The sequence below is a fragment of the Thalassotalea sp. SU-HH00458 genome (assembly GCF_040362795.1).
In the GTDB taxonomy this organism is placed as follows: Bacteria; Pseudomonadota; Gammaproteobacteria; order Enterobacterales; family Alteromonadaceae; genus Thalassotalea_H; species Thalassotalea_H castellviae.
This window is the reverse complement of sequence record NZ_BAABWW010000014.1, coordinates 1-26,325: the sequence shown is the minus strand read 5'-3', so window position 1 is coordinate 26,325 and position 26,325 is coordinate 1. Positions and strand designations below refer to the sequence as shown.

Genomic DNA, 26,325 nt, shown 5'->3' with positions numbered 1-26,325 from the left:
AATACTTTCCAAGAAATACTTTAACTGGGCTATGCTTGTTTAATTGATTAATTACAGGTGATTGGTTACTGATTCTTTTGTCTGACTCGTTTGAAAATAACCATTTTATAATTTTAAATAAAATACTAATCCCCTTAAATAATATTTTTAATTAACATTCGTTGCCACATTTATGGCACGAATTAAGTAATTAGTTAAATATATTATTGCCCAATAGCAAATATATATATTTCTTATATAGATTTGCCCACTTGCCCAGTTTTAATGTAGACCATATAGAATAAGGCTTTCAGAGTTGGGCATATCATTGCCCAGTTTTTAAATTGCCCTGTTTTAAATGATTGACTGGAGAGTGTGATTTATATGGCTATGATTGAAGTATGAAATGATTTTACAATTGCCCAAGTGGGCAGCCCAGTTTTTAGTTGCCCAGTTTTTCATTCATCTAAAACAGCATACCAAGTCGCATTTGATTTTGGGTTATCAATGATTTTTCTAATTTCATCAATCTCACAAATTCTTAGTAATCGCTTATCTACCATAGCTTGTAATTTATTCTTAATAGATGCCTGAGATATTGTTAGTTTTTCATTTAAATCAATTTCTATCATTCGCTTGCTGGCAAAACTACCTTCACATGATTCTATATATTCGATAATAATTGAATCATCATTCACTTTATCCATCCCTATAATACTAATAGGTGAAATAACACCATCTGAGTGGCGCTTTAGAATCCAAGGTTTAGGATCTTCTTTACCATGGGTATTTTTATCCATCTTGAACCACAGTACACTTTTATAATTTTCACTGTCTGAGAGTTTATTAATAATAGACTTGGCTAAACTTTTACATATTTGATTATTTGATGTTTTTAAACGGTCAACAGTAGCAACTTTGAATAATTGACGGCAACGATCAGCAATAGATGTTGCCCCTCTATTTCTCAGAGGATCGCTATCAGTGGTATGGCTAAAAAAGAACATGCCTGCATTTGTATTTGCTGCAATATTTGTCATATGTCTCATTAACTGCCCCATTTGATTGTTATCGTTCTCACTCGCTGCTGTGGAGTAGTGAAAAGGGTCAACAAAAACTAATTCATAGCCATGCGTTATAATTAGGTCAACAACCTGTGAATACATTTGATCAGGTTCGACCTTATTAGTAATACTATCTAAACAAGTTAACAGTGGGTTAGGTGAGATCGCTGGCAGTTCTAATATTTCTATTTGGTTGCCTAGCGTCTTTAATATTTCCTTTTTATTTTTAGATAAAACAGGAAAGTGATCTATAGTTGCATGAATTCTTTCAAGGAAGGCTTGTCTATCATCTTCAAATGATAAAATTAACACCTTATATGGCTTTAATGGATTAAAAAATTTACGATCATTTCTGTCATACATAAAACATTGACCAAGAGCTGCTTGAATAGCTATTTGAGTCATTAAAAATGTTTTTCCTGTGCCATTAGCAGCAGGACAAATTGTGACTTTTCCTTTTGGTACATATCGATTTTCAAATAAGAAATCGCGTGGTTGTATTGGGTTATTTAATAATTCAGATATTGGATTTTTCTCTGCCCACTCCGTTAAGTTTTGTACGACTGTTGTTATTACGTTTAGTTGCTCTGCACCCTTTATGCATTCCCATATTTCACTATGAGCAAAATTACTTGCCCCTAACCAATCATCCCAATCTTTAAACGCTTTTATTGGAATACAAACCTTTAAGTTTAGCTCTGTTGCAACGTTAAACACTTGTTTTAAGATGCCTTTAGGCGCGTCTTTCTCAGTTTTATGACTATCATTATCAGCAGCAATAATTACGTCAAATAGTCTGCTTAATTGTTTAGCACACTTAACCATACCGCCACTACTAACAGCATTAATTACAGCTATACTGTGATCTTCAATACTAACCACCTGATATATAGCAGCTGCTTTTGTTAAGCTTTCAGCAATAATGATCTTCTTTGCTTTTTCTAAGTTGCCAAATACTTGAAATACAGCTTGACCATCAGATGAACAATGTAATTTTTTATCACCTAATGAATCTATTATTTGATACTGAATAGGATCATTACTGGTTAATGTCCTTAATGGATAAATTAAATCTTTATAATTTTCCCTAACACCGAAATCAGCTAATAACTTGGGTTCAATCATCCTTTTATTTAATAAATATGGATGTTCGGTTAAATCTAGATTTGATGAAGCCCAGCGACTATTTAACTCATTTAATCTGCCGTTTTCAGTAATATTCATTGTATGTAAGACCACTTTACAAAATATAGGTTTAAGAGAGGGGCAAAGCCCCTTAGATAAAAGTTAAAAGTAAAAGGTTATGAATTTACTTTATAGAGATACTCATACCATTGAGTTCTTGTGATATTAGATCTAATTTTAAAAAACCTTCGATCTATACATTCATAGGTATGATTTATTTCATACAAAAATTTCAAACAAAGGTTGTATTCTCTTTCACTGGTCATTTGAAATGAAACATAGTCGCCATCAAATATTCTGAATTCTTCAAATAGATCTATCATTTTTATTGATAAACCTTTTACACTAGATCTTTTATTACTAGGGCAATGTTTGCTATGACACATATTTAAGAACTCATAACCTAAATAATGATATTCATTGAGCAACATAGGGATAGAACCACATTCATTGCATTGACTACCTGAGTAATATTTTGACTTACCCATAAGCTGTAAAAAATATGTTAAACGGTTCATGCTATTCTCCCTGTGGAATATTTATTTCGGCTAAATCTTCTAAACCAGCGACCAATAAAAATAATTGTTCTTTTATTAGTTCCATATCATTAACTTTCAAAAGGTTATTAACTCTAGGTAATAAATGACCTTGAATTTCAGCGTCAATTCTTCCTTGCTGAGAACATAAGTGTTTTAAAATTCTGTCTGCTCGGCTTTCTTTAATGTTTTGGTTTTTCATGATTAAGCCTCTTGTGCTGGGTTAACAGAATGCTTTTCTAAAGCATCTAACCAAGAATTTAAAACTGAAGTTTTATATCTGATTGAACGACCAAGTTTTAAATATTGAGGGGCAGGAATACCAAAAAGCACTCCTGTGCATCTAGATTTTCTAAGTGAAGGTGTAGCTGTACCTAGTAGTAGCGCAGCTTGTTTCTCATCTAATAACTGATTAAGTGATGAGGCTAGTTTTGTTTTGATTGTTTGCATGTTTAGCTCCAGTAATTTATTGGTGTTACTGGTTATAATCGTACAAACAAATTTGTTTACTATCGCCCTATTCAATCCTCCTTTAATTTAGTACATGCAATTCAGAAGCTTAAGCCTAATCTGTTTTTCATATTCCTAACATGAAAACTATATGACTCACTATTAGATAAAAGTGAATCAACATGGTCACTCCAATGACTCAAACAATTTTCAAAAGATTTGATATTTCCTAAAATCCTGTATTTTGGGTAAAATAATTTAACAATATCGTCTTTTACTAATTTTGAGTTCATAAGTTCCTTTTTATAATTAACTTTATAATAAATTACCGCATCAATTTCGACTCTCATTTTTACATCCCAAGATAGATTATGTGAACCAACCTTTAGGCTACCTTCGAAATGTTTAACAAATAAGTTACCTAAATCACGTTTACGATCTTTCTTTGATAATTCGGTAGTTTTTAACTCATCCAGAAACTTATTAAAAACATTTGATAATTCGTTGATAACTAAATCACTTACTTGTCCTGAATCATTTTCCTTTACAAATTTATTCATCAAGCCTATAGGATTCATTGAACTATCAATTACATCATCTATTGAAGTGATATTTGCTTCATCCATTAATACACCCTCTAATTTTATCTGACCACTTTTCCATAGCTTCTAACTTTTTATCATTTAATTGGGCATGATTATAAATATCTGACATACCACCGATCGCGTGATTTATCATTCTTTTCATTACAATATATTCAATGCCAATTTCTGTGAGTTTGGTTTCAAATGTATGTCTCAATGCATGTGGAGTCCAATCAGGTATTGATCCACCTTCTTCATTAACCCAGTGATTACGATCACAATGCCGCTTAACCGCCCTAGTCGCTGAATTTGAATCAATATGCTTTGCTGTATCTTTTATTGAAGGAAATAACCAAGTGCTACCACCAATACTTTCACAGTAAGCAATTTGATTTTCTAGTACCTCTATTAAAAGGCTAGAAAGCATAATTTCGTTTGCGCGATCACTTTTATTGTTTTCTTTTGGGATTTTCCAAACTTTATTTTTAAAGTCAATTTCAGAGAGTTTGGCTAAGTACGGCTCTGAGCGCCTTAAACCTGTTAGCATCATAATTTTCAATGCATTTATCGTTGGAGTTTCCATTCCAGAAAGATCTAACCCATTCCAAACAATTCCAATTTCTTCATCATTTAGAAATCGATCACTAGGTTTGTATTTATAACCGATTGCACTAGCTGAGAATTCCTGTAATGGGTTGCTTAAGATGTAATCACGCTCAGCTGCCCATTTGCACACTTGCTTACATATCGCCCTACACTTTTCAGCTTGAGTCATAGAACCGCGTTCAATGATGATATCAAGTAGATCTCTAAAATGTGCCTTAGTTAATTTTGAAGGTTTAATGTGACCAATTTGAGGCGTAATGTCAGCAGCAATTAAATCTCGTGCATATTCAGGATTCTTTCTATTTTTTACACAATAGATCTCATACCAAGAATCAAAGATATCTTTAACTGTTTTGATCTCTTTTGAACCAGTGTTTAATTGATTTGGGTAAAAGCCATCTGATATTTCATTTTTAGTTTTGTAATGAACTTCCCTAGCCTTCGCTAAAGTAAGTTGGTTCTTCCCTGCTCCATAATCACCATAATCATGGCGTTGTTGCTTGCCATTTTTACGATAACGATATTGGAATGTTTTTTTACCTGTTGCAGAAACACGAACACTTAAACCATCTTTATCTGATACTTCAAATCTTTTACCGGTGGGTTTAATTGCATCCAATTGCTTAACTGTAAGTGCCATTCTTGACTCCTTTTCATAAATGGTACAGGTCAAATATGTACTCACCTGTGTACACAAAAGATTATACACAAGGATATTAAGAGAGCAACAACCAGATACAAGAAACACTTGAACCTATTGTTTTTAAAGGAGTTACAGTAATAATGAGCATAAGATAGATATAAGGAGAAACAGTAATTTACATCCTTGACATGGATGAGGTCGGTGATTCGAATTCACTCGGACGTACCATTTTCTTCTTAAATCTTTCATTGTTCTGTTTATCTAACAAGAACCGTTTCGCGATCCTGTTTGAAAATACGTACTCTTTCGTTGTTTAAAATAAAAAGGCGCTGAAAATTCGCGCCTTGATAAAGTATGACTCTATAACAAATTGAGTGATGATTAACGAATCACGATAAATTCGTAAGTTTTTCAGCCTCATCTAATTCTGATTCAAGTCGTTTAGCTTCATCGGCTCTTGGCTTAGTAAAACGTGCGAGTGCCAAATAAAGTACTGGTGTTAAGTAAAGTGTAAAAACAACAGCTATACCTAAACCACCAAAGACAACCCAACCAATTGCGTTACGTGCTTCTGCCCCTGCACCACTTGATAGAATCAGCGGTAATGAGCCAAGTAATGTAGATAATAACGTCATAGTAATGGGACGCAAGCGAATGCTCGCCGCCTCTTCTACTGCTTTTCGTACACTGTGTCCTTGATCTCGTAATTGATCGGCAAACTCAACTAATAAAATAGCATTTTTTGCCAACAGTCCAATTAACATCACTAAACCAATTTGTGAATAAATATTAATTGATGTTCCCGTTAGAAATAACGCAAACAAAGCTGCAGCAATACCAAAAGGCACGGTAGACATAACCACAACCGCACTATTCATACTTTCAAATTGTGCTGCGAGTACCAATAAAACAATCACAAACGCAAGCACATAAGTAATGGTGACATCTCGAGCCGTTTCTTCAAAAGTTAAGGCCTCGCCCAAAAAGATCAAACCTATATTACTTGGCAGGTTTTCTTCCCCTAAAGTGCGCAGTTTTTCTACCACTTGTTGTAAGGGGATATCTTCTGGTAATTCCATTTCCATCTCAATAGCCCGACGTTGAGCTTGGCGTTGAAGTTCGGCTGCGACACCTTCTTCAGAAATATTAGCTAAACTCGATAAAGGCACTAAGGTTCCGTTACTTGAACCTACATATAAATTTGCGAGATCCGTGGGATCTTTTATTTGCTGGCTTTGCGCTTGTAATATAATAGGAATAGCCTGATCCCCCACATTTAAATCAGCAATATCATCTCCGTTTATTGCAACCCGTAAAGTGGAGGAAATATCTGACAAAGGTACGCCCAACTCTTTAGCTCTTCGTCTGTCTATATTCACTCTAAGTTGTGGCTGACTTGGCTGATAAGAAATTCTTGGCATACCAAGTTCAGGCAATTCTTGCTGAATGATTTTAGAAAAGTTTTGCGCAGCAATAAAAATGTTATCATAGTCTTGCCCTGTTAAAGCAAACTCAAGCCCCCCACCTTGGCCACGTAAATTAAGACTATTTGAACCAAAAGCACGTGCAGGTGCACCAGGAATTTTTGATAATGGCCCTCGAATTTCTTCAATAATTTCTTGCTGAGAGCGTGAGCGTTCATCCCAGTTCTTTAACGGAACAGTGACAAATGCAATGTTAGGATCCCATTGTCCAACGACAGTATAAATAGAATCAATATTTCCACCTTGGACGTAAGGCAGCAGTATTTCTTCCATTTTATCTGCTTGGCGATCCATAAAGTTTAAACCAACCCCATCTGGACCTCGGGCAAAAATGCGAATACTTCCCCTATCTTCAGAAGGCATTAATTCATTATCCAAAAAGCTATAAATGCTGATAGCGGATAATGCTGCCACTAAACTGGCGATAAAAACAAACCAAGCTTTATCGAGGGCAAAATGTAAAGAGCGTTGATACCAACCTAAAATGAGGTTACCGACACGGGCTAATCGATTGTGATTATTTTCTTTAACAGGCAACCGTGCAGTAATTGCAGGTACTAAAGATAAGGCAACAAAAGATGAAATGATCACTGAAATAGCCAGTACACCACCAAACTCTCGAAATAATCGACCGGCTGTAGAAGGTAAAAAAGCAATGGGGACAAATACAGCAACAAGTACAGCGGTCGTCGCAACTACGGCAAAGAAAACTTCTCGCGTACCTATCACAGCTGAGGCTCTTGCTCCTAAGCCTAAACTACGTCTTCGCTGTATATTTTCGGTAACAACAATTGCATCATCAACAATTAACCCCGTTGCTAATACAAGAGCCAATAAGGTTAAAATATTGATTGAAAAGCCCATTAGCCATATCGCAGCTAAGGCGCCAATAAGTGATACTGGTATTGATAACGCGGGTACAATAGTCGCTCTTCCTGAGCCAATAAATAACCATAAAGTTGCAATAACTAAAATGATGGTCAGTAGCAGTGAAGTGATCACTTCTTGTACTGAGCCACGAATAAATTCAGCATCATCTGAAGTGACTTGCATTTGAAGATTCGGAAATCGATTTTCAACTTGTTTGACTAAAGCAAGGACCTCATCTGAAATTTCAATGGTATTAGACCGAGCTTGTCGAATGACCCCTAAACCTATCACTGGTCTTCCATCAAGTCTAACCATACTATTGGCGTCAGCAGGGCCGAAAAATACTGTGGCAACATCACCGATACGAGTATTATTGCGAATAATAATATCGGCAACTTCTTCTGCAGAGATAGAAGTCGCATCCGCGCGGACAATTAACTGTTGGTCAGTTGATTTCATACTACCGGCAGGAACATCGAAAGGCGCTTGGCGAAGTGCAGCCGCAACGTCAGTAATCGATAAATTAAAACTGGTTAAGCGTAGTGGATCTAAAAGGACACGTAACACTCGTTCTCGGTCACCGTTTAAGCGTACATCGGCTACCCCTGGAATACTTAAAAACAGCGGCGCTAAATCAATTTCTACCCGTTCTGTTAAACTTTCCAAATCTAATGTTGTACTAGACACCGCAATACTGACGACAGATTGTGCATCGTTATCGGCCTTGATAATAGCCAAACGTTCAACCGTATCAGGTAATTCACGCTGTACTCGACTTACCGACTCACGGATCTCATTAGCGGCATCATCTAAGTTAATACCCGGTCGAAACTCAACACGTACCCGAGCATTGCCTTCTTCGCTGTTCGCATTTATTGACTTAACACCGCTGACCCGAGCAACGGCCCCTTCCAGTTTACTGGTCACTTCGGTATCAACTGTTTCTGGCGAGCCCCCAGGAAAATGTGCAGTTACTGACACGATAGGACGATCTACATCCGGTAACTCACGTACTTCGATCGCATTAAATGCGGCTAAACCAGCAATGATGATCAATAAATTTAAAACGACAATTAAAACAGGCCGACGAATAGATAACGAAGGTAAATCATTTTGCACTAAAGGTTGACTCATAAGCTTTCACCTTTTGACATAACAGCGTTAACCGTTTGCCCTTCTCGTAAACTTTGCACACCCTCAACAATTAATTGATCATTAGTTTTCAACTCACCAGACAATAATAAGCGTCCTGTTAAACGTTGTTGAATGTGTACATCAATTTTTTTGGCTTTTCCGTCTTCTACTATCCAAACATAAGCACTAGTGGCACCCCACATTAATGCGGCTTCAGGGACAACCGCATAAGCTTCACCAAACATTTGCATGATCACTCGAAAACTCATCCCTGGACGATAAACATCATCAATATTATCTAACAGTGCTCTAACTCGAATACTACGGTTAGTTAAGTTAATTCTAGAATCCACTTCTATTATTTGTGCATTGATTCTCGTTCCTCGTGCTTGCCAAGGTTCTAATTCAACCGTAGATTTTCCTTGTAACATAGGCAACGCAGTTTCTGGTGCATCAAAATTAATCAGCAGTCTTTCACGGTTATCGATAGTAGTGATCGGAGTTTGTAAACCTATTCGATCACCCGGTTCTACATCAGTTAACCCCACTACACCTGAAAATGGCGCTCTTACGACCCTATCTTCGAGTTCGGTTTTAACTTCTATTAATTGCACTTTTAATAAATCACGTGCTGTTATCGCATCATCTAACGCACTTTGCGCAATGGCTTCTTTTTTGCGACTTTCAATTAAACGCATTACTGTACGTTCTGCATCAGCAAGTTGAATAGTGACACGTTCTAACGCTACTTTTTGACGACGTGAATCTAAACGTAATAACACTTCACGCTCTTCTACCCGTTGTCCTGGCACAAAATTAACTTCGGTAACTTTATCAGCGACTGCCGGATATAACACAACAGAGCGAATAGCTTCGGCTGTTCCAACCGCTTCAACACGACTAGTTATATTTTCAAAACTAATTGGCAACGTGATGACGTTTGCTGCGCTTTTTGCGCCTGTTGATTGTGCAGAAACTTGGCTTACGGTGAAAAAAACAAACAACCATAATGAGTACCAAAACAACTTCATTCTATATCCTTTAACTTATTGAACTGATTTATTAATGCTAAATATACTGTTTATCGAATTAAAAAGTTGAAGATTTCTGGCAAATTACGACGAAACGTAAAAAATTAGCGCTAAGTAACCAATCAGTCACGACTGTGCATATTCAATCGAAATAAAGCTTATTTTTTCTCCAAGAGACTATAATTGCAGTAATTGCTAAATGCGAAGTATTTTGTATTCCAATACTTGATAGAAAATAACGCCTTAGCAATCGCAAATAAAGCCAAATAAAATAGGAATACATTTTACTAAAGTTAAATCTGACAATAAGTAAATAACCAAACGGTTACTATTGATAAAAAACAGTTGTTTAGCTTCCAACTTACCTTGATAATGTTTTCCAATAAATGAGTACGTAAATAGGCAACAAATTGACAAGTAACCAACCAACAATCCTTTGGCACGATTATGAGACATGGGGGATTTCACCTAAGTTAGATAAGCCCTCTCAATTTGCTGGTATTCGTACTGATCTTGATTTAAACATCATAGGGGAACCTGAGATGTTTTACTGTCAACCACCACAAGATTATCTGCCAAACCCTGAAGCTTGTTTAGTCACAGGGATCACTCCACAAAAAGCATTAGCTGAAGGATTAACAGAAGCAGCATTTGCCGATCGCATTCATTCACTATTTTCACAACCTAATACCTGTGTTGCCGGCTACAATAATATTCGTTTTGATGACGAAGTAACACGATATCTGCTCTATCGTAATTTTTATGATCCTTACGCGCGTGAATGGCAAAATGGCAATAGTCGTTGGGACATTATCGATTTAGTGCGGGCATGTTATGCATTACGTCCAGAAGGTATTCAATGGCCAACCGTTGAGCGTGACGGCGAAGAAGTTGTCAGTTTTAGGCTGGAATTACTCACAGCAGCTAATGGGATCAGTCATGAGTCAGCTCATGATGCGATGAGTGATGTGTACGCCACCATTGCCATGGCGAAACTGATAAAAGAAAAACAGCCAAAATTGTATGAGTTCGTTTTCAATTTAAAAAACAAAAAACAAGTTGCCGAATTACTTGATGTTTATAACATGACACCGGTTGTACATACTTCCAGTAAAATATCTTCCGTACATGGTTGCACGAGTTGGTTTTCACCCGTAGCTTATCATCCGGTTAATAAAAATGCGGTAATCTGTATTGATTTAGCTCAAGACCCTACGCCATTATTTAATTTAAGCGCCGAAGAAATTAAATCACGTTTATATACTCGTCATGATGAATTAGCCGAAGATGAAAGCCCTATTCCGGTGAAACTCATTCATATCAATAAATGCCCGATTGTCGCACCTGCGAAAACCCTTTTGCCGGAGAACGCGGCACGGTTGTCAATTCCTAGAGAACGTTGTTTAGCGAATTTAACGTTACTGAAAGAACATTTAGAAATACGAGATAAATTAACTGAAGTTTTTGCTGCTGATGATTTTGATGATGAAAACATCGATGCTGAACAAGCCTTATATGGTGGAAACTTTTTCTCTCATGCGGATAAAGCACAAATGGAAATTTTACACCAGTTGCCACCCGAACAGCTATCAAGCCACCCTTTTACTTTTCAAGATGAACGATTACCAATTTTATTATTCAGATATAGAGCCAGAAACTATCCTTTGACTTTAACCAATGAAGAACAACAAAAATGGCAACAGTATTGCCAAAATAAAATTCAATTTGGTGGCAAAGGTTTATTAAGTGCTGATGAGTTTATGATAAAAATTGAAAACTTAGTGCATGAGCATGAGAATAACCAAAGTAAAATGGCGGTGTTAAAAGCTTTGTATCAATATATTCAAAGCTAACCCCTAAACTATTACCCGAACTTTCAGTGAAAAATGAATCGCTACTGACTAATCGGCTACTGGCTATTTTCTTCGATCAAATAATTAAAAATATCTGTTTTAAAAATCATCCCAACAAAGTGCTCTTTATCATCAACAATTACCCACGGGAAATTCGGATTGTCCTTAATCAAAGCTGCTAAATTATCGACGACAATAGTATTTAACAGTTTGGTAAATTCAACGTTCATCAACTGACTAATGGGTTTTTTCCATTTTTTAGATTCTTGTGTGGTTTCAGCATCTGTGCCCATAGTCGGTGAAATATGTAAATTAATTTCGGAGACACTTACCAGCCCTAGACATTTTTTCTTAAAAATAACAGGGAGTACATGCTTAGGATTTTGATTAAAGTAATCATAAGTTTTGACTAAATGATCATTAGGTAATAATTTATCTATTTGAGTTTTAATGATTGATGAAAAACGCTCAAGTTGATTATTATTGTTATTCAATTGCATAACTTGGTTGAATTTTTTCACAAAATAGTCGGGATGATCAAGATCCGATAAAGCTTTGGGCTTTGCAAATAAATAGCCTTGAATATAATCTACCTGTAAAGTTTGTAGCACAAAAAGTTCATCTTCATTTTCGACACCTTCAGCAATAACTTTCACGCCTAAAGTATGGGAAAGTCCGGTGATCATTTTGACAATATTATATTTATTTCTGTCTTGATGAATATCCGTTACAAAAATTTTATCTATTTTTAATATGTTAAATAAACCGCCGGTTAAATAACTAAATGATGAGTATCCGGTTCCAAAATCATCAATCGCAATATTAACGCCTATTTTATGTAGATCATTAAGAATATTAGATTGTTTATATTGGCTATCAAAGTAGGCACTTTCTGTTAATTCTATCGTGATTTGGCCAGGGGTATGAACATAAGCTAAAATTTGTTGAGCCAATTTTGCTAAAACTTCCGTAATATCTTGTTTCGTATTAAGGGAGCAATTAATAGTTAAACCTATTTGTTCACCATATTTTTCGTGTAACTTATTTAAGTCTTTTAATGCATTAGTACTGATACAATGGTCCAAATCAGCAATTAGGTCGATATCCTCAGCTATAGTGATCATTTCCTCAATATTAGCTTTAGTAACAGGTGATTTAGGAAAACGACATAAAGCTTCAAATTTAACTAACTCGCCAGTTTTACAATTAACAATAGGTTGATAATGCACTGAAAGTAGCTTTTTCTTTATAACGTCTGAAACAAATAGTTCTAATTGCTTCTTGCGATTTATTTCATCGTGTATAGATTTAAAATAAAAATTGAGATGTTTGCCTTCTCCAGCATGGCCCTCTACCATTGCTTCTGTTGAATTTGACAAGAGTTCTTCAGGTGATTGACTATCTAAACCTAAAACTGAAACGCCTATTTTTCCTTTCACTAAAGCTTCATGTATAGCTTTACTTGCATGAAATTTAATATCTTGAAATAAATACCTAATTGCCGACCGAATGGCTCGTGATTGCTCATTATTGTGTTCAAAATGATATTCGGTACAAATAGCAAAAACCCCTTTTTCCAAATAACCTGTTACTTGTGCTAGTCGAACATGCAATAACGAATCAGAAAGCTCTACTAAGTTTTGATGAAAATTTTCTTCCGTGAATTTGGGTTTAACAACTAACACAATTTTACCGCTATGATGGCCCGTTTTTTGGCAAAACATTGAAAGTTCAGTAAGAAATTTTTCTTTAGTCGGCTGTTTAGTTAATAAATCAATTCCACCTAATTCAGTATCCATCAACCTTGAAAGTTGTTGTTTTAAATCAACAGTTAAGCCTAAATAGAAAATTTTATCTTTAACGGGTGATATTTTTTGAATCGTCAATTCATGAGGAAATACTTCTCCATTAGGGTGTCGATTTAATATAACCCCGGACCAGTGGCCATCATTGTGAATTTTTGACCACATATTTTGATAAAATTCTTCCGAGTGCCTTCCTGCATTAAAACTACGAGTATGCTTGCCTATCAGTTCGCCACGTTTGACACCCATCTGCTTTTCAAAATAGGAATTACAAACCAAAATCTTAGATTCACTGTCGGTCAGTAAAATACCATGATGCTCATTTTCGAATAAGCTTTGAAAAATATTAGCTATTTCCATATGGTTGGCAAACTTCATTAAAGGTTGCATAGTTCCTTTAACCACATTCGCTTTAGCTAAGTTAAGGGTAAATACGACATAAACAAATTCTTCACTGCTAAACATTAAGCAACAAGTAAAATGCTGACTCTTCCCTGTAGTTAACACCGAGCGAAACACTTGTTTGGCTTTCTCACGCATCTCATAGGTGAGTAAAGTCATAAGTTCTGACACAGTGACTATCGGTTGGGAATATTGAAATACTGATCGAAATGCATGTTGATCGTAGCTAAATTGTTGGGTTGTTATATTCAATGACCACTCAATCACCGGAAACCTATTTTCACGCTTTGATATGATTTTTTTATTTACCGTTAAATGACTGTCAACAATATTCATTAATGCTCCATAAATAGAACTGTCCTTAAAATATAAATTTAGCCTATTTACTGCATTATTCGAGTAAAAATAGAGATTTTTATTTTTTTGTACAAAAATAGAAATTGATGATGGTTAGTGACGATTTAAAAGACAGCTAACCTTTTAATCGTCTAATTACTAATGGGCAAAGTACGATTTAATATCCAACAACAAAACGCTAATTAAAGCGCTTTTGTTGTTTCAGTTATTTTTCTCTAAGCAGAATAAAAGCTAAACAATTGACAATATAACCTTAGTTATCATTGATTTCGTTAGCTATTTTGATAGGACTTATTTTTTAAATCGAGCGATCAAACTCGATGTATCCCAACGATTGCCCCCCATAGCTTGTACTTCTTCATAATAACCATCCAGTTGTTTGGTAATCGTTAAGTCGGCGCCAATTTTTTCGGCTTCTTCAAATGCCATCCCTAAATCTTTTCTTAACCAATCAACGGCAAAACCAAAGTCAAATTCACGATCACACATAGTCACACCGCGATTATCCATCTGCCAAGAGCCTGCCGCACCTTTTGAAATAGTTTCAAGTAATTTGTTAGTATCTAAACCCGCTTTTTGAGCAAAATTTAATCCTTCTGCTAAGCCTTGAACCGTATTTACAAAACAAATTTGATTCACCATCTTGGCTAATTGGCCAGAGCCCACTTCCCCCATTAATTGGCTAAATTGTGCATATGCCGCCATAACAGGTTGTATTTTTAAAAATACGGATTGTTCACCACCACACATCACAGTTAAAACACCGTTTTCAGCACCCGCTTGACCACCTGAAACCGGTGCATCAATAAAATGAATATTTTGCTTTTGTGCTATTGAAGATAACTCACGTGCTAACTCAGCTGAGGCTGTCGTGTGATCGACTAAAATAGTCTCTTCAGTTAACCCTGAAATTACGCCATCTTCACCAAGAATAACGCTTCGTACGTCGTGATCATTGCCTACACAGGTAAAAACAATGTCACAATTTTTCGCCGCTAATTTCGGTGTTTCAGCAGCACGACCACCAAACTCTTCAACCCACTTTTGAGCTTTTGCTTGGGTGCGATTATAAACACAAACGTCAAAACCCGCCTTGGCTAAATGTCCTGCCATTGGGTACCCCATTACACCTAAACCAATAAAGGCGACTTTGTTCATTGTTTACTCCTAATCGAAAGTGATTGTAATATTCTACGTAAATTCAATATATAACAGTAGTCTTAATAAAACATTAACTTGATCAAATAGGAAAAAACAATTACATTGTGCACAATATAATTGCAAACAACACAGAGTTGACGATGACAACCGAACTTAATAATCCAAATTTCTATCAATTTTCTGCCAAAGACCATACCGGTAAAGATATATCAATGGAACAATTTAAAGATCAGGTTGTTTTGATTGTTAATACTGCGAGCGCTTGTGGCTTTACCCCTCAATATGAAGGTTTACAAAAACTCTATACTGACTATAAAGATCGTGGTCTAGCCGTTTTAGCATTTCCTTGTAATCAATTTAAGCAACAAGAAAAAGGCAGTGATGCTGAAATTAAGAATTTTTGCGATCTCAACTTTAATATTAGTTTTAACTTATTCAGTAAAATAGCCGTAAATGGTGAGCAAGCTCATCCCTTATTTAACTATTTAAAACAAGCGGCACCAGGTATTTTAGGTTCAACAGGGATCAAATGGAATTTTACTAAATTTTTAGTCAATAAAAATGGCGAAGTGATTAAGCGATTCGCCCCTATGACCAAACCTGAATCCTTAGTCGCTGATATTGAAACGTTATTATAAGTAATTTCTGATAATGAATGAGCAGTTACATATCGAGAACCAACTGTGTTTTCGATTATATAAACTCAACAAATCTATCACTCGACTTTATGCACCGTTATTAAAAGAGGCCGGCTTAACCTACCCTCAATATTTGGTGATGTTAGTTTTATGGCAAGATGAACAAGCAAAATCAATTAAAGATATTGGCGCAATCTTAGAATTAGATTCAGGAACTTTATCCCCGTTGTTAAAACGCATGGAAAAATTAGGGTTAATCAAGCGAACCAGAAGTAAAACTGATGAGCGATCTGTTGCAATTGAATTAACCGCTCACGGGAAAGAAATCAAAAACAAAGCGAAATTTATTCCTGCAAAGTTATTAATGCTGACTGGTTTAACAAAAATAGAACTAAAACAATTACAACAAGATTTAGATGAGTTGTTACACAACACTCAACAGCATTTATAATTTAATAGAATAGCTAAATCACGATAACGTAATTGCCATGTTGTTATAGTCGTTAAGTTTTCGTTTTAAGCGCTACTACTTTTTAAAAATTATTTTGAAAAGTAGTAGCTCAGATCTAAGCAGCAATTTAAATTGCTACCTTTTAGCGTCTAGTGCTTGTTGAATCTTGTCTAAATCTTCGGGGCTAAAATCACCATGACTAAGTAAACGAATAACACTATCTGCATTGACCCTGTAACTAAATCTGTGTAATTGCCTATTATTAATACCCATACAGGGTTTAGGATAGGCAATCATGAATAAAAAAGAACTTGAAGCGTTTGCTAAGCAAGCTGCCAAATCAATTAAAACCGAAGCAGACTTAACTGACTTTCGTAAAATGCTAACGAAAGTGACTGTCGAGGCGGCGCTCAATGCTGAACTCGACGAACACCTAGGTTATGCTCGCCATGAACAATCCACAAAAGAAAATTACCGTAACGGCTTTTCGTCTAAAACCATTAGAACTGAAGATGGTGAAGTCGATTTAGACGCGCCGCGCGATAGAGATGCCAGCTTTGAGCCGCTGCTGGTTAAGAAAAACCAAACCCGCTTTACCTCGATGGACGATAAGATTTTATATCTGTATTCCAAGGGCATGACCACCCGAGATATCGTCGCCACCTTCAAAGAAATGTACGATGCTGATGTTTCACCAACCCTGGTTTCTCGGGTCACTAATGCGGTGATTGAACAAGTCGTTGAATGGCAAGCCAGGCCTTTAGATACGGTTTATCCCATTGTTTACCTCGATTGCTTAGTGGTAAAAATCCGACAAGATAAGCAAGTCATCAACAAAGCCATTTATCTCGCGCTAGGCGTTAATATTGAAGGCCATAAAGAATTACTTGGCATGTGGATATCAGAAAATGAAGGCGCAAAGTTCTGGCTTAATGTATTAACTGAACTGCAAAACCGTGGTGTAAAAGATATCCTCATCGCTTGTGTTGATGGTTTAAAAGGCTTTCCTGATGCGATTAATACGGTTTATCCAGAGACCCAAATACAGCTCTGTATTGTCCATATGGTGCGTAACTCACTGAAGTTCGTACCTTGGAAAGACTACAAAGCGATCACAGCGGATTTAAAGCAAATTTATCAATCCATCACCGAAGAGCAAGCCTTGTTATCGCTAGAGCAATTTGAACAACGCTGGGACGGTAAATATCCGAGTATATCTCGCTCATGGCGTAATAACTGGCAAAATGTCAGTACACTGTTTAACTACCCTGAAGATATTCGCAAGGCTATTTACACCACCAATGCGATAGAGTCACTCAATAGCGTCATTCGTAAAGCTATCAAGAAACGTAAGCTGTTTCCTCATGATGATTCTGCAAGAAAAGTTATTTACCTAGCCATTGAGCAAGCATCAAAAAAATGGACGATGCCAATAAGAAATTGGAAAACGGCCTTGAATCGATTTATGATTGAATTCGAAGACCGCTTGAAAGATGTTATTTAACCCAGGCAGTTACACAAAATATGTTACAGGGTCTCTGCATTTAGTTTGCCGTCATGTTTTATTTTAAAGACTTTCTCCATACTACCGTCAGCTGAAACATGCTTAAATTCTTTGATCAGTTTGTTAGCAATATTCTCATTACTCCCTTCCATCTCGGTATGTAAAACAATCACGTGCTCACTTTCAGAATCACTATTCCATGATAAATCACTACTATGATCTTGCTTATCAATTTTTACCATTTTGTCATCTAAGTGAATACTACCTAAGTCATTTAATAGTTTCTCTCTCAACTCAACAGGTAAGTCAGTTAATGCAGCTTCTAGTTGCGCTCTATCGCTTAATGCGGACTTTGGCAGTTTCACATCTGTCACATCACCATCAATATTGACCAAAATCTTTACTTCTTCGCTATTGTCAGCGATAACTTCCACTTCATGTATTTGATGTTTGTCAGTGGTGTTCATTGCAATAGCTGACATACTACTTGCCGCACCCAATAATGAAAAAGCTAACGCGAGTGATGTTTTGTTGAAGTAATTTTTCATAGTATTTCCTTTTATTATTTTGTGTTCTCTTTAATTTAATTCATTTAAATATTGAAAGAATAAATGATAAATAGTTATTTGTTTGCTATTACGTTATTGCTACATTTATACCAAAATTTAATTTAATAATAATTTCAACAACATAAATAAAACCTTACTAAAACTATTTAATAACCACGATTAAAATTACCGATATCAGGACTGTTATTTCCTTATATCGGGAATAATTTCCAAAGTAACGAAACTACTTATTTAACTTTCTGTTTTTATTGATTTTAATCTTATTCATATCTTGGCATTATACTTGTAGTAATTTGAAATAAATGAAGTAATTTTTTTATTCCTGTGTTCTTTTGAGGTTCTATGTCTTTACGAAATTATCTATTTATTTTAATTGGTTGTTTAATCACCCTGCTGACTATCACTCAACTCGTCGTGGTTAATTGGATTGAAAAAAACTTAGCCAGCGAGGTAGACTTTCAAGCCAGACACTATAGCGATCAAATAATAGAGTTAGCCGTAGAAAAGCTCGATGCTCAACAATCTCCGTCAGTTATCATCAAGCATACTATTGACGACGAAGAAAAAGTAAAAGTGATCAATAAAAATATTGATATTTTTTCGGTTGATAGTAATGAACTATTAACAGAGATAGAAGTTGAATTAGCTAAACCACAAAAGCATGACAGTAATGTTGACAATCAATCGAGTGAGTTAGATAGAAAAATATTAACACGAGAATTTAAAGCTTTAGTGGCTAATATACATGAAGAAAAAGCCAAAATACTCAAACATAACGCTACCGATAACAATGGCACATCGACATCCCCTAAAACGGTTAGTCACACTTGGATAACAAGTAAATCTATATCCCCTAGCAGTAAAGTGCTTTTTGAAAAAATTCAACTGACCTTAATTATCATTGGCATACTAGGTCTTATTTTCGCCTATTGGCTCAGTACAAAATTTAATAAACCGTTAAAAAAACTTTCTAACGGTTTTAGTTTATTAGAGAAAGGTGATTATCATTTTCAAGTTGAGGATAAAGGTGTAAAAGAAATTAGAGATACCATTCGCCATTTTAACTTAATGGTCGTGCGTTTATCACAGCTGTCTCAAGCTGAAAAACATCACAAAGAAATAGCTCATTTAGCAGAATTAGGTGAAGTTAGTAGAGGTTTAGCACACGCGTTACGTAACCCTATTCATACAATTGGTCTGTCAATAGAGCAACTATCTGACCAATCACTTGTGCAGTCGCAAAAAGAGAACTTAATTCACACCATTCAGCAAAAGATTGAAAATATCGATAAAAGTATTAAGGCATTATTATCTCTAACAACGACAGGAATAAAGCGGGAGGAAAACGTGCCTATTTTAGGTGTAGTTCAAGATATAATTTTAGAATACAAATCTTGTACAAGTAAAAAAATACATTTTGAAATAGACATTGAACAAAGCTTAAATATAATCGGTTCTGAATCTGAGATCAGAAGTATATTACACACATTGATCAATAACGCTTGTGAAGCTAGTCATGAAAACGCTACCGTATATATTAATGCGAAACTAATCAATAGCCTCCTTAACGTGACTATTAATGATAATGGTATGGGTTTAGATAAACACATTAAGAAACAGCTATTTCAACCTCATGTTTCAACTAAGCCCGAAGGTGCGGGTATGGGGTTATATATCGCTAAACGGTTAATATCTTTACATTATCAAGGCACCTTAACCCTTAGCAATATCAAAGGTAAAAATGGTAGAATAGAAGGTTGCTCTGCACAAGCAAGCTTTACCATACCAAATACGATACCCAATGAAAACACAACGATAAGTGAACAATAAAAATGAATAATCAACATTCCGCCAAAATTTTAGTGGTTGAAGATGATCCTGAGCAACGCTCACTTATTTGTGAAATTCTAACCATTAGTCATTTTCAAGTAATGTCAGCTGACTGTGTAGAAAAAGCGATATTATCACTCAAAGATGATAAGTTTGATGTCGTTTTTTCTGATTGGAAACTTGGAGAATTATCAGGGTTAGACTTATTAAACTATACCCGTAAAAACTTTCCAGACTTAGGCTTTATAATTGCAACAGCCTACGGCACTATTAATCATGCGGTTGAAGCATTACAAAATGGCGCTGACGATTATTTGCCTAAACCGTTTAAACGACAAGAACTTTTATTAACCATCGACAAAGCATTAAAAGCTAAAAATCTACGTGGTGAAAACAAGTTACTAACCGCTCAACTGAGTGAACAAAAACAATTAATAGGTTTAGTTGGTAAAACACCTGAGATGCAGTCGGTATATCAACGTATTGATAAAATATCTTCGACCAATGCAACGGTATTGATTTTAGGAGAAAGTGGTACAGGTAAAGAGCTCGCTGCTCGCGCGCTTCATGAAAACTCAAACCGTAAAAGCCAAGCATTTATTGCCATTAACTGTGGTGCAATTGCTGAATCTATTGCAGAAGCCGAGTTATTTGGTGCCGAAAAAGGTGCATATACAGGTGCTAATTCAACTAAGATAGGTCGATTTGAAGCCGCTAATAACGGCACTATTTTTCTTGATGAGATAGGTGAATTATCACTTTCTTTACAAGCCCATCTATTACGATTTTTACAAGAAGCTTGTATTACTCGCTTAGGCAGTAATGAAGAAATATCGCTGAATGTTAGAGTGATTGCCGCTACTCATAGAGATTTAGAGCAAGAAGTTATCAAAGGGAACTTTCGCGAAGATTTATATTACCGACTTAATGTTGTACCTATAAAAATGCCGCCATTAAGAGAGCGCCAGCAAGATATCGCATTACTTGCCGACCATTTTATTCAAACTCATTCGAAACAACACTGTTGTAAAGCGCCAACATTAACCGCTGAATTATATCGACAGCTGTTAGAATATCATTGGCCGGGCAATGTCAGAGAGTTATCAAACAGAATAGAACGTTTTGTACTACTTGATGATGAACAAGAGTTAACCCATAACTTTAATGTTTTAACATCAAATAATAGTAATTTACCTGACTTTACTTTACCAAGTGAAGGCTTTAACTGGGAGAATTTTGAGCGTTTTTGTTTAGCTGCAACATTAAAAAAACACCAAGGAAATCGAACAAAGGCCGCTAAATACCTAAAAATGTCATACAAAGCTTTTTTATATCGATTAGAAAAATACCAGATAACAGATAGTTAAAAATTTATAGATTAGTTCTTACCGCAACATTTATTTTTAGAATATTTTTGTATAAAAAACACTCAATTATTGACCTAAACTTAATTTACTGATCCAGTGCATAGTTTGCCTGGGCTGGTTTACTATGAGGATGATGTCTATGAGTGCTATTTGGATTAATCACGCAAATCGTATCGCAGAATTTATGAACGCAAATAATGAACTACAAGCCCATTTGTATATGGAGCAATTAATGCTTTTTCCTGTCGATGTTCAAGATAAGATAATCGAAGATATTAGTCAATTAACCCATTGTAATCGTGATGGCATTGCCAACATTATCGGTCATTACACCATTTTCGAACTTAAGTGAATTTACTCAAAGATAAAGATTACGCCGACAATTGTTGTTGGCGTAATTTATTTATTTCATCGCGTACTGCCGCCGCTTGTTCAAACTCTAAGTTTTGAGCATGATCAAACATGGTTTTTTCTAATTGTGCTACTTTCTTATCAATATCAGCAACCGACATGGCCTCATATTTCGCATCAGGCTCAGCAGCACGATTTTTATTGCGAATCAGTGCTTCTTCTGGACGATGACCAACATCCATCACATCATTGATTTTGCGACTAACACCTTTTGGCGTAATATTATGCGTTTCATTGTAACTTTGTTGTTTTAAGCGACGCCTTTCTGTTTCATCAATTGCCTTTTTCATTGAGCCGGTGATCCTGTCGGCATATAAAATTGCCCGACCGTTGATATTCCGAGCAGCACGACCTATGGTTTGAATAAGTGAGCGCTCTGAACGTAAAAAGCCTTCTTTATCTGCGTCTAAAATGGCGACTAATGATACTTCAGGCATATCAAGACCTTCACGTAATAAATTGATTCCCACTAAGACATCAAAATGGCCTAAGCGAAAGTCTCGTATAATTTCGACACGCTCAACGGTATCAATATCTGAATGTAAATATCGTGATTTAATATTATGTTCATCTAAATAATCGGCTAAATCTTCAGACATACGTTTAGTTAATGTTGTTGCTATCACACGCTCGCCAATCGCCACACGCTTATTTATTTCTGACAATAAGTCATCAACTTGCGTGTCAACAGGACGTACTTCAATAATAGGGTCTAATAAGCCTGTTGGTCTCACTACCTGTTCAGCAATTTCTCCAGCAGACTTTTCTAATTCATAATGACTAGGCGTGGCCGACACATATATAGTTTGCGGCGCAAGAGATTCAAATTCTTCAAATTTCATCGGCCTATTATCAAGCGCCGAAGGTAATCTAAAACCATATTCAACTAAATTTTCTTTTCGGGATCTATCACCTTTATACATAGCACCAATTTGCGGTACTGTGACATGAGATTCATCAATAATCAGTAAACCGTCATCGGGTAAATAATCGAATAATGTAGGCGGTGCTTCACCAGGCTCGCGACCTGATAAATATCGTGAATAGTTTTCAATACCTGAGCAGTAACCAAGTTCAGTCATCATTTCAATGTCAAACTGGGTACGTTGAACAACACGCTGTTCTTCAACTAATTTATTGAGTTCTTTTAATTGAGCTGAGCGATCTTTTAATTCTATTTTAATATTTTCAACGGCGGCTAATATTTTCTCACGAGGGGTCGCATAGTGGGTTTTAGGATAAACAGTCACTCGTGCTAATGTGCGTTCTACCTGCCCTGTTAATGGGTCAAATTGACTAATACGTTCAATTTCTTCGTCAAATAACTCCACCCGTAAAGCAAGTCGGTCTGATTCTGCAGGAAATATATCAATCACATCACCTCGAACGCGATAAGTAGCACGAGCAAAAGCGACATCATTTCGTGTGTACTGTAACTCGGCTAACCGTCGAAGGATATCACGCTGATTAATAATATCGCCTTGCCTTAAATGCAACATCATTTTTAAATACGAGTCTGGATCACCTAAACCATAAATAGCTGAAACGGAGGCAATAATAATGACATCTTTACGCTCAAGTAAGGCTTTAGTGGCCGATAGACGCATTTGTTCGATATGCTCATTAATTGACGCATCTTTTTCGATAAAAGTGTCGGTGGTGGGTACATAAGCTTCAGGTTGATAATAATCATAATAAGAAACAAAATATTCAACGGCATTATCAGGAAAGAACTCTTTCATTTCACCATAGAGCTGTGCCGCTAAAGTTTTGTTAGGTGCGAGCATCATGGTCGGACGATTTAGTTTTTCAATCACATTGGCTACGGTAAATGTTTTCCCTGAGCCAGTTACCCCTAATAAGGTTTGATGAGCTAAACCAGACTCTATACCATCCATAAGTTTATTTATAGCACTCGGTTGGTCACCACTTGGTGTATAGTCAGACACTAATTTCATGTTTTTCATGATGAAGCAACCTTAATATCCATTTCAGTTAATTGAAACTGTTTTGCAAATAAACGATATGAGATCAACGCCATCACCATATTACCGAGAACTCCTCCAATGAAAAAACCATGAATACCGTATAGCTCACTACCTAAATACGCTAATGGTACATAACAAACAAATAATCGAACGATACTCAACCATAATGCCACCATAGGTTTATGTAAGGCATTAAAAGATGAGTTAGTTAATATAATAATCCCTTGTAGACCATAACCTAGCGGTAAAATATAAATAAATAACGTGATAATATCAGCCACAGATTGCTCTTTCGAAAAAGCATCGGCAATCCAAGGAGCGGTGATCACTAACAAGGCATAGATAAAAACTTGCCAGATCATGACAAACTTAACCGAAGTTAAGTATCCTTCCTTTACACGTTGCATATTACCCGCCCCTAAGTTTTGACTAATAAATGGCGGTAACGTCATCGACATTGCTAATACAACTAAACAAGCAATAGACTCTATTCTCGAACCTACACCAAAAGCCGCCACTGCCGACTCTCCATAAGTGGCAGCAATTGCGGTCAATACAGCGGCAGCAATTGGCGTTAACATATTTGCCCCCGCAGCAGGTAAGCCTATATGTAAAATCGCTTTACTAGATTGCGCAAACGTTTTAATAAAAATCAAAGAAGTGTGAATTAATTGCCGTTTGACACCGACAATATATAAAATAAATCCAGTTCCAACGACCCAAGAAACTAGTGTTGCAATAGCCGCGCCTTTTATCCCCATTGCCTCAATAGGACCAAAGCCAAAAATAAAAATAGGATCTAAAATCGCATTGATTATTCCGCCAACCCCCATCACGATACTTGGCGTTTTTGTATCACCACTTGCGCGTAGGATTGAATTGCCCAGCATGGGACCAATTAAAAATATACTGCCTAAAAACCAAAAATCGGTATAGTCGCGAATGATAGGTAATAAATCTTCACTAGCCCCTAATAAAGTAAATATTTCGTCACTGTATAGATAGCCACTAAACGACAATAAACCAACAACAAAAGCCCCTAAAATAAGTGCAGAAGTACCCGAACACTTTGCAAATTTATGATCACCTTTTCCTAAAGAGCGAGCAATTACCGCTGATGTACCTATGCCTAGCCCGATTGTTAAACTGATAACTGTAAACGTAATGGGAAAAGTGAAGCTAATCGCAGCAAGTGGCTGTGTACCAAGTAAACCAACAAAGAAAGTATCAACCAAATTAAATGTCATTAATAAAATCATGCCGTAAATCATTGGTATCGTCATTTGCTTGAGCGTTTGACCAACCGGATCTACTAATAAATCAATTTGATGGTTATTTTTCTTATTTGTCATAGTCGATAAGTAATTTCATGAGTAGCGGTACTAAAGCGAGACTTATTGTAAAAGATACTTAGTAGAGTCGCTATTGAAATATTTAATTTCGTCGCGTGTTGAGTTTTTAAAAGAATAATTCATGTTTATTTTTTATTGCTTAAATAAATCTCACACTTATACGTTAAAATAATTCACATAAATTGTGCTTAATTATCGCTTGAACAAAAAACGTTCACTAATGATTGTTTTATAAACTTAACCTCTTACACCCCATATTTTACGAGGGCTCTACCGAGACCAATAAAAACTTCCATTTATTGCGTAATGGCTTGAATAACCCTAAATCACGTTTTATTACACTTTCACTAACATAGTTATCCACAGAAAAAGTGGATAACTAAATAAAAATATTTAATTACAATTAATTGAATAAGGAACGAACAACAAGCGGTGTTATTAACAACAGCTTGAACGTAAAATAAGCAAACGAACAATTAAATGATTTTTTTCTAAATTTTGTGTTGACAGCTCGGCTAGGTGCTATTAATATTCCGCCCCGTTAACGAGTTGCAAACAAATGAATGTTTCAACACTGTTATTCCTCAATAGCTCAGTTGGTAGAGCAACGGACTGTTAATCCGTTTGTCCCTGGTTCAAGTCCAGGTTGAGGAGCCACATTATATAAGTAATGGTTTAACTACGGTTACTTTAACTTCATAATAAACAGAAGTTTAAAAAGTTTATTCCTCAATAGCTCAGTTGGTAGAGCAACGGACTGTTAATCCGTTTGTCCCTGGTTCAAGTCCAGGTTGAGGAGCCACATTAAAACCACGTTTTTAACTAAACGTGGTTTTTTTTCGTCTGTATAACCCATAATTAGACCAATACATCAGTTCCTATAATGCGCAACGGACTGTACTCTTGATAAAAAATGCGTTTGTCCCTGGTTCAAGTCCAGGTTGAGGAGCCACATTAAGGGCGATACATGAGTATCGCCCTTTTTCTTTGCTTAAAATTCATTGTCATCATTAACAATAACGAATTCTTACTTTGCGACTTTGATCATTTGAATTAATTTCTAACCGTTAT

The 26,325-nt window shown here is 36.0% G+C and carries 20 protein-coding genes and 2 tRNA genes; 9 read left to right on the top strand and 13 right to left on the bottom strand.

Annotated elements, in window-relative coordinates; all coding sequences use genetic code 11:
- Positions 1–437 precede the first annotated feature (437 nt).
- From ABXH06_RS17015 to ABXH06_RS16980, 8 genes are all read right to left on the bottom strand, one after another.
- Positions 438–2,267 (bottom strand): AAA family ATPase, encoded by a 1,830-nt coding sequence (locus tag ABXH06_RS17015; RefSeq protein WP_353518982.1) that lies wholly within the window; start codon positions 2,265–2,267, stop codon positions 438–440.
- A gap of 77 nt (positions 2,268–2,344) precedes the next feature.
- Positions 2,345–2,746 carry a hypothetical protein gene (locus tag ABXH06_RS17010; RefSeq protein WP_353518981.1) on the bottom strand — a complete coding sequence of 134 codons (402 nt, stop codon included), beginning with the start codon at positions 2,744–2,746 and terminating at the stop codon, positions 2,345–2,347.
- 1 nt (position 2,747) lies between these two features.
- Positions 2,748–2,966 (bottom strand): hypothetical protein, encoded by a 219-nt coding sequence (locus ABXH06_RS17005; RefSeq protein ID WP_353518980.1) that lies wholly within the window; start codon positions 2,964–2,966, stop codon positions 2,748–2,750.
- A 2-nt stretch (positions 2,967–2,968) separates the two neighbouring features.
- The gene (locus ABXH06_RS17000; protein WP_353518979.1) at positions 2,969–3,214 is read right to left on the bottom strand and encodes a hypothetical protein; all 246 of its coding nucleotides are present in this window, start codon (positions 3,212–3,214) and stop codon (positions 2,969–2,971) included.
- 101 nt (positions 3,215–3,315) lie between these two features.
- On the bottom strand, positions 3,316–3,840 hold the full coding sequence (locus ABXH06_RS16995) for a hypothetical protein (RefSeq protein ID WP_353518978.1): 525 nt from the start codon (positions 3,838–3,840) through the stop codon (positions 3,316–3,318).
- On the bottom strand, positions 3,833–5,044 hold the full coding sequence (locus ABXH06_RS16990; RefSeq protein ID WP_353518977.1) for a tyrosine-type recombinase/integrase: 1,212 nt from the start codon (positions 5,042–5,044) through the stop codon (positions 3,833–3,835). Before ABXH06_RS16990 ends, ABXH06_RS16995 begins: the two co-directional genes overlap by 8 nt.
- 392 nt (positions 5,045–5,436) lie before the next feature.
- On the bottom strand, positions 5,437–8,535 hold the full coding sequence (locus tag ABXH06_RS16985; RefSeq protein ID WP_353518976.1) for an efflux RND transporter permease subunit: 3,099 nt from the start codon (positions 8,533–8,535) through the stop codon (positions 5,437–5,439).
- The gene (locus ABXH06_RS16980) at positions 8,532–9,566 is read right to left on the bottom strand and encodes an efflux RND transporter periplasmic adaptor subunit (RefSeq protein WP_353518975.1); all 1,035 of its coding nucleotides are present in this window, start codon (positions 9,564–9,566) and stop codon (positions 8,532–8,534) included. The genes ABXH06_RS16985 and ABXH06_RS16980 overlap by 4 nt, the downstream gene beginning before the upstream one ends.
- 410 nt (positions 9,567–9,976) lie before the next feature.
- On the opposite strand from ABXH06_RS16980, the gene sbcB reads away from it, so the two are divergent.
- A complete protein-coding gene (sbcB, locus tag ABXH06_RS16975) occupies positions 9,977–11,419 on the top strand; it encodes an exodeoxyribonuclease I (protein WP_353518974.1) in 1,443 nt (480 codons plus the stop codon).
- Positions 11,420–11,475: 56 nt separating this feature from the next.
- Here sbcB and ABXH06_RS16970 read toward each other — a convergent pair whose 3' ends face one another.
- Entirely contained in the window at positions 11,476–13,962 is a 2,487-nt protein-coding gene (locus ABXH06_RS16970; protein WP_353518973.1) for an EAL domain-containing protein, read from the bottom strand.
- 312 nt (positions 13,963–14,274) lie between these two features.
- Positions 14,275–15,141, bottom strand: coding sequence for an NAD(P)-dependent oxidoreductase (locus ABXH06_RS16965; RefSeq protein ID WP_353518972.1), 867 nt, complete (start codon positions 15,139–15,141; stop codon positions 14,275–14,277).
- Positions 15,142–15,284: 143 nt separating this feature from the next.
- On the opposite strand from ABXH06_RS16965, the gene ABXH06_RS16960 reads away from it, so the two are divergent.
- The 3 genes from ABXH06_RS16960 (at position 15,285) to ABXH06_RS16950 (ending at position 17,737) form a co-directional block, all read left to right on the top strand.
- Complete coding sequence (locus tag ABXH06_RS16960; RefSeq protein WP_353518971.1) at positions 15,285–15,782, top strand: glutathione peroxidase; 498 nt, start codon at positions 15,285–15,287, stop codon at positions 15,780–15,782.
- A 13-nt stretch (positions 15,783–15,795) separates the two neighbouring features.
- The gene (locus ABXH06_RS16955) at positions 15,796–16,233 is read left to right on the top strand and encodes a MarR family winged helix-turn-helix transcriptional regulator (RefSeq protein ID WP_311584577.1); all 438 of its coding nucleotides are present in this window, start codon (positions 15,796–15,798) and stop codon (positions 16,231–16,233) included.
- Between the two features lie 295 nt (positions 16,234–16,528).
- Entirely contained in the window at positions 16,529–17,737 is a 1,209-nt protein-coding gene (locus ABXH06_RS16950) for an IS256 family transposase (RefSeq protein ID WP_353518970.1), read from the top strand.
- Between the two features lie 23 nt (positions 17,738–17,760).
- Here the strand turns inward: ABXH06_RS16950 and ABXH06_RS16945 are convergent, their stop codons facing one another.
- Positions 17,761–18,285 carry a hypothetical protein gene (locus ABXH06_RS16945; RefSeq protein ID WP_353518969.1) on the bottom strand — a complete coding sequence of 175 codons (525 nt, stop codon included), beginning with the start codon at positions 18,283–18,285 and terminating at the stop codon, positions 17,761–17,763.
- A 363-nt stretch (positions 18,286–18,648) separates the two neighbouring features.
- On the opposite strand from ABXH06_RS16945, the gene ABXH06_RS16940 reads away from it, so the two are divergent.
- The 3 genes from ABXH06_RS16940 (at position 18,649) to ABXH06_RS16930 (ending at position 21,855) form a co-directional block, all read left to right on the top strand.
- The gene (locus ABXH06_RS16940; protein ID WP_353518968.1) at positions 18,649–20,136 is read left to right on the top strand and encodes a sensor histidine kinase; all 1,488 of its coding nucleotides are present in this window, start codon (positions 18,649–18,651) and stop codon (positions 20,134–20,136) included.
- A 2-nt stretch (positions 20,137–20,138) separates the two neighbouring features.
- Positions 20,139–21,503: a sigma-54-dependent transcriptional regulator gene (locus ABXH06_RS16935; RefSeq protein ID WP_353518967.1), complete on the top strand. Its 1,365-nt coding sequence runs from the start codon at positions 20,139–20,141 to the stop codon at positions 21,501–21,503.
- Positions 21,504–21,642: 139 nt separating this feature from the next.
- Entirely contained in the window at positions 21,643–21,855 is a 213-nt protein-coding gene (locus ABXH06_RS16930; protein WP_311584579.1) for a hypothetical protein, read from the top strand.
- Between the two features lie 19 nt (positions 21,856–21,874).
- On the opposite strand, the gene uvrB is transcribed toward ABXH06_RS16930, so the two are convergent.
- Both uvrB and ABXH06_RS16920 read right to left on the bottom strand, forming a co-directional pair.
- Positions 21,875–23,881, bottom strand: a complete 2,007-nt coding sequence (gene uvrB / locus ABXH06_RS16925; protein ID WP_353518966.1) for an excinuclease ABC subunit UvrB — start codon at positions 23,879–23,881, stop codon at positions 21,875–21,877.
- Positions 23,878–25,254, bottom strand: a complete 1,377-nt coding sequence (locus ABXH06_RS16920; RefSeq protein ID WP_353518965.1) for an MATE family efflux transporter — start codon at positions 25,252–25,254, stop codon at positions 23,878–23,880. The genes uvrB and ABXH06_RS16920 overlap by 4 nt, the downstream gene beginning before the upstream one ends.
- A gap of 581 nt (positions 25,255–25,835) precedes the next feature.
- Between ABXH06_RS16920 and ABXH06_RS16915 the strand changes: the two genes are divergently transcribed.
- Positions 25,836–25,911, top strand: a tRNA-Asn gene (locus ABXH06_RS16915).
- Positions 25,912–25,980: 69 nt separating this feature from the next.
- Positions 25,981–26,056, top strand: a tRNA-Asn gene (locus ABXH06_RS16910).
- The last annotated feature ends 269 nt before the right edge of the window (positions 26,057–26,325 follow it).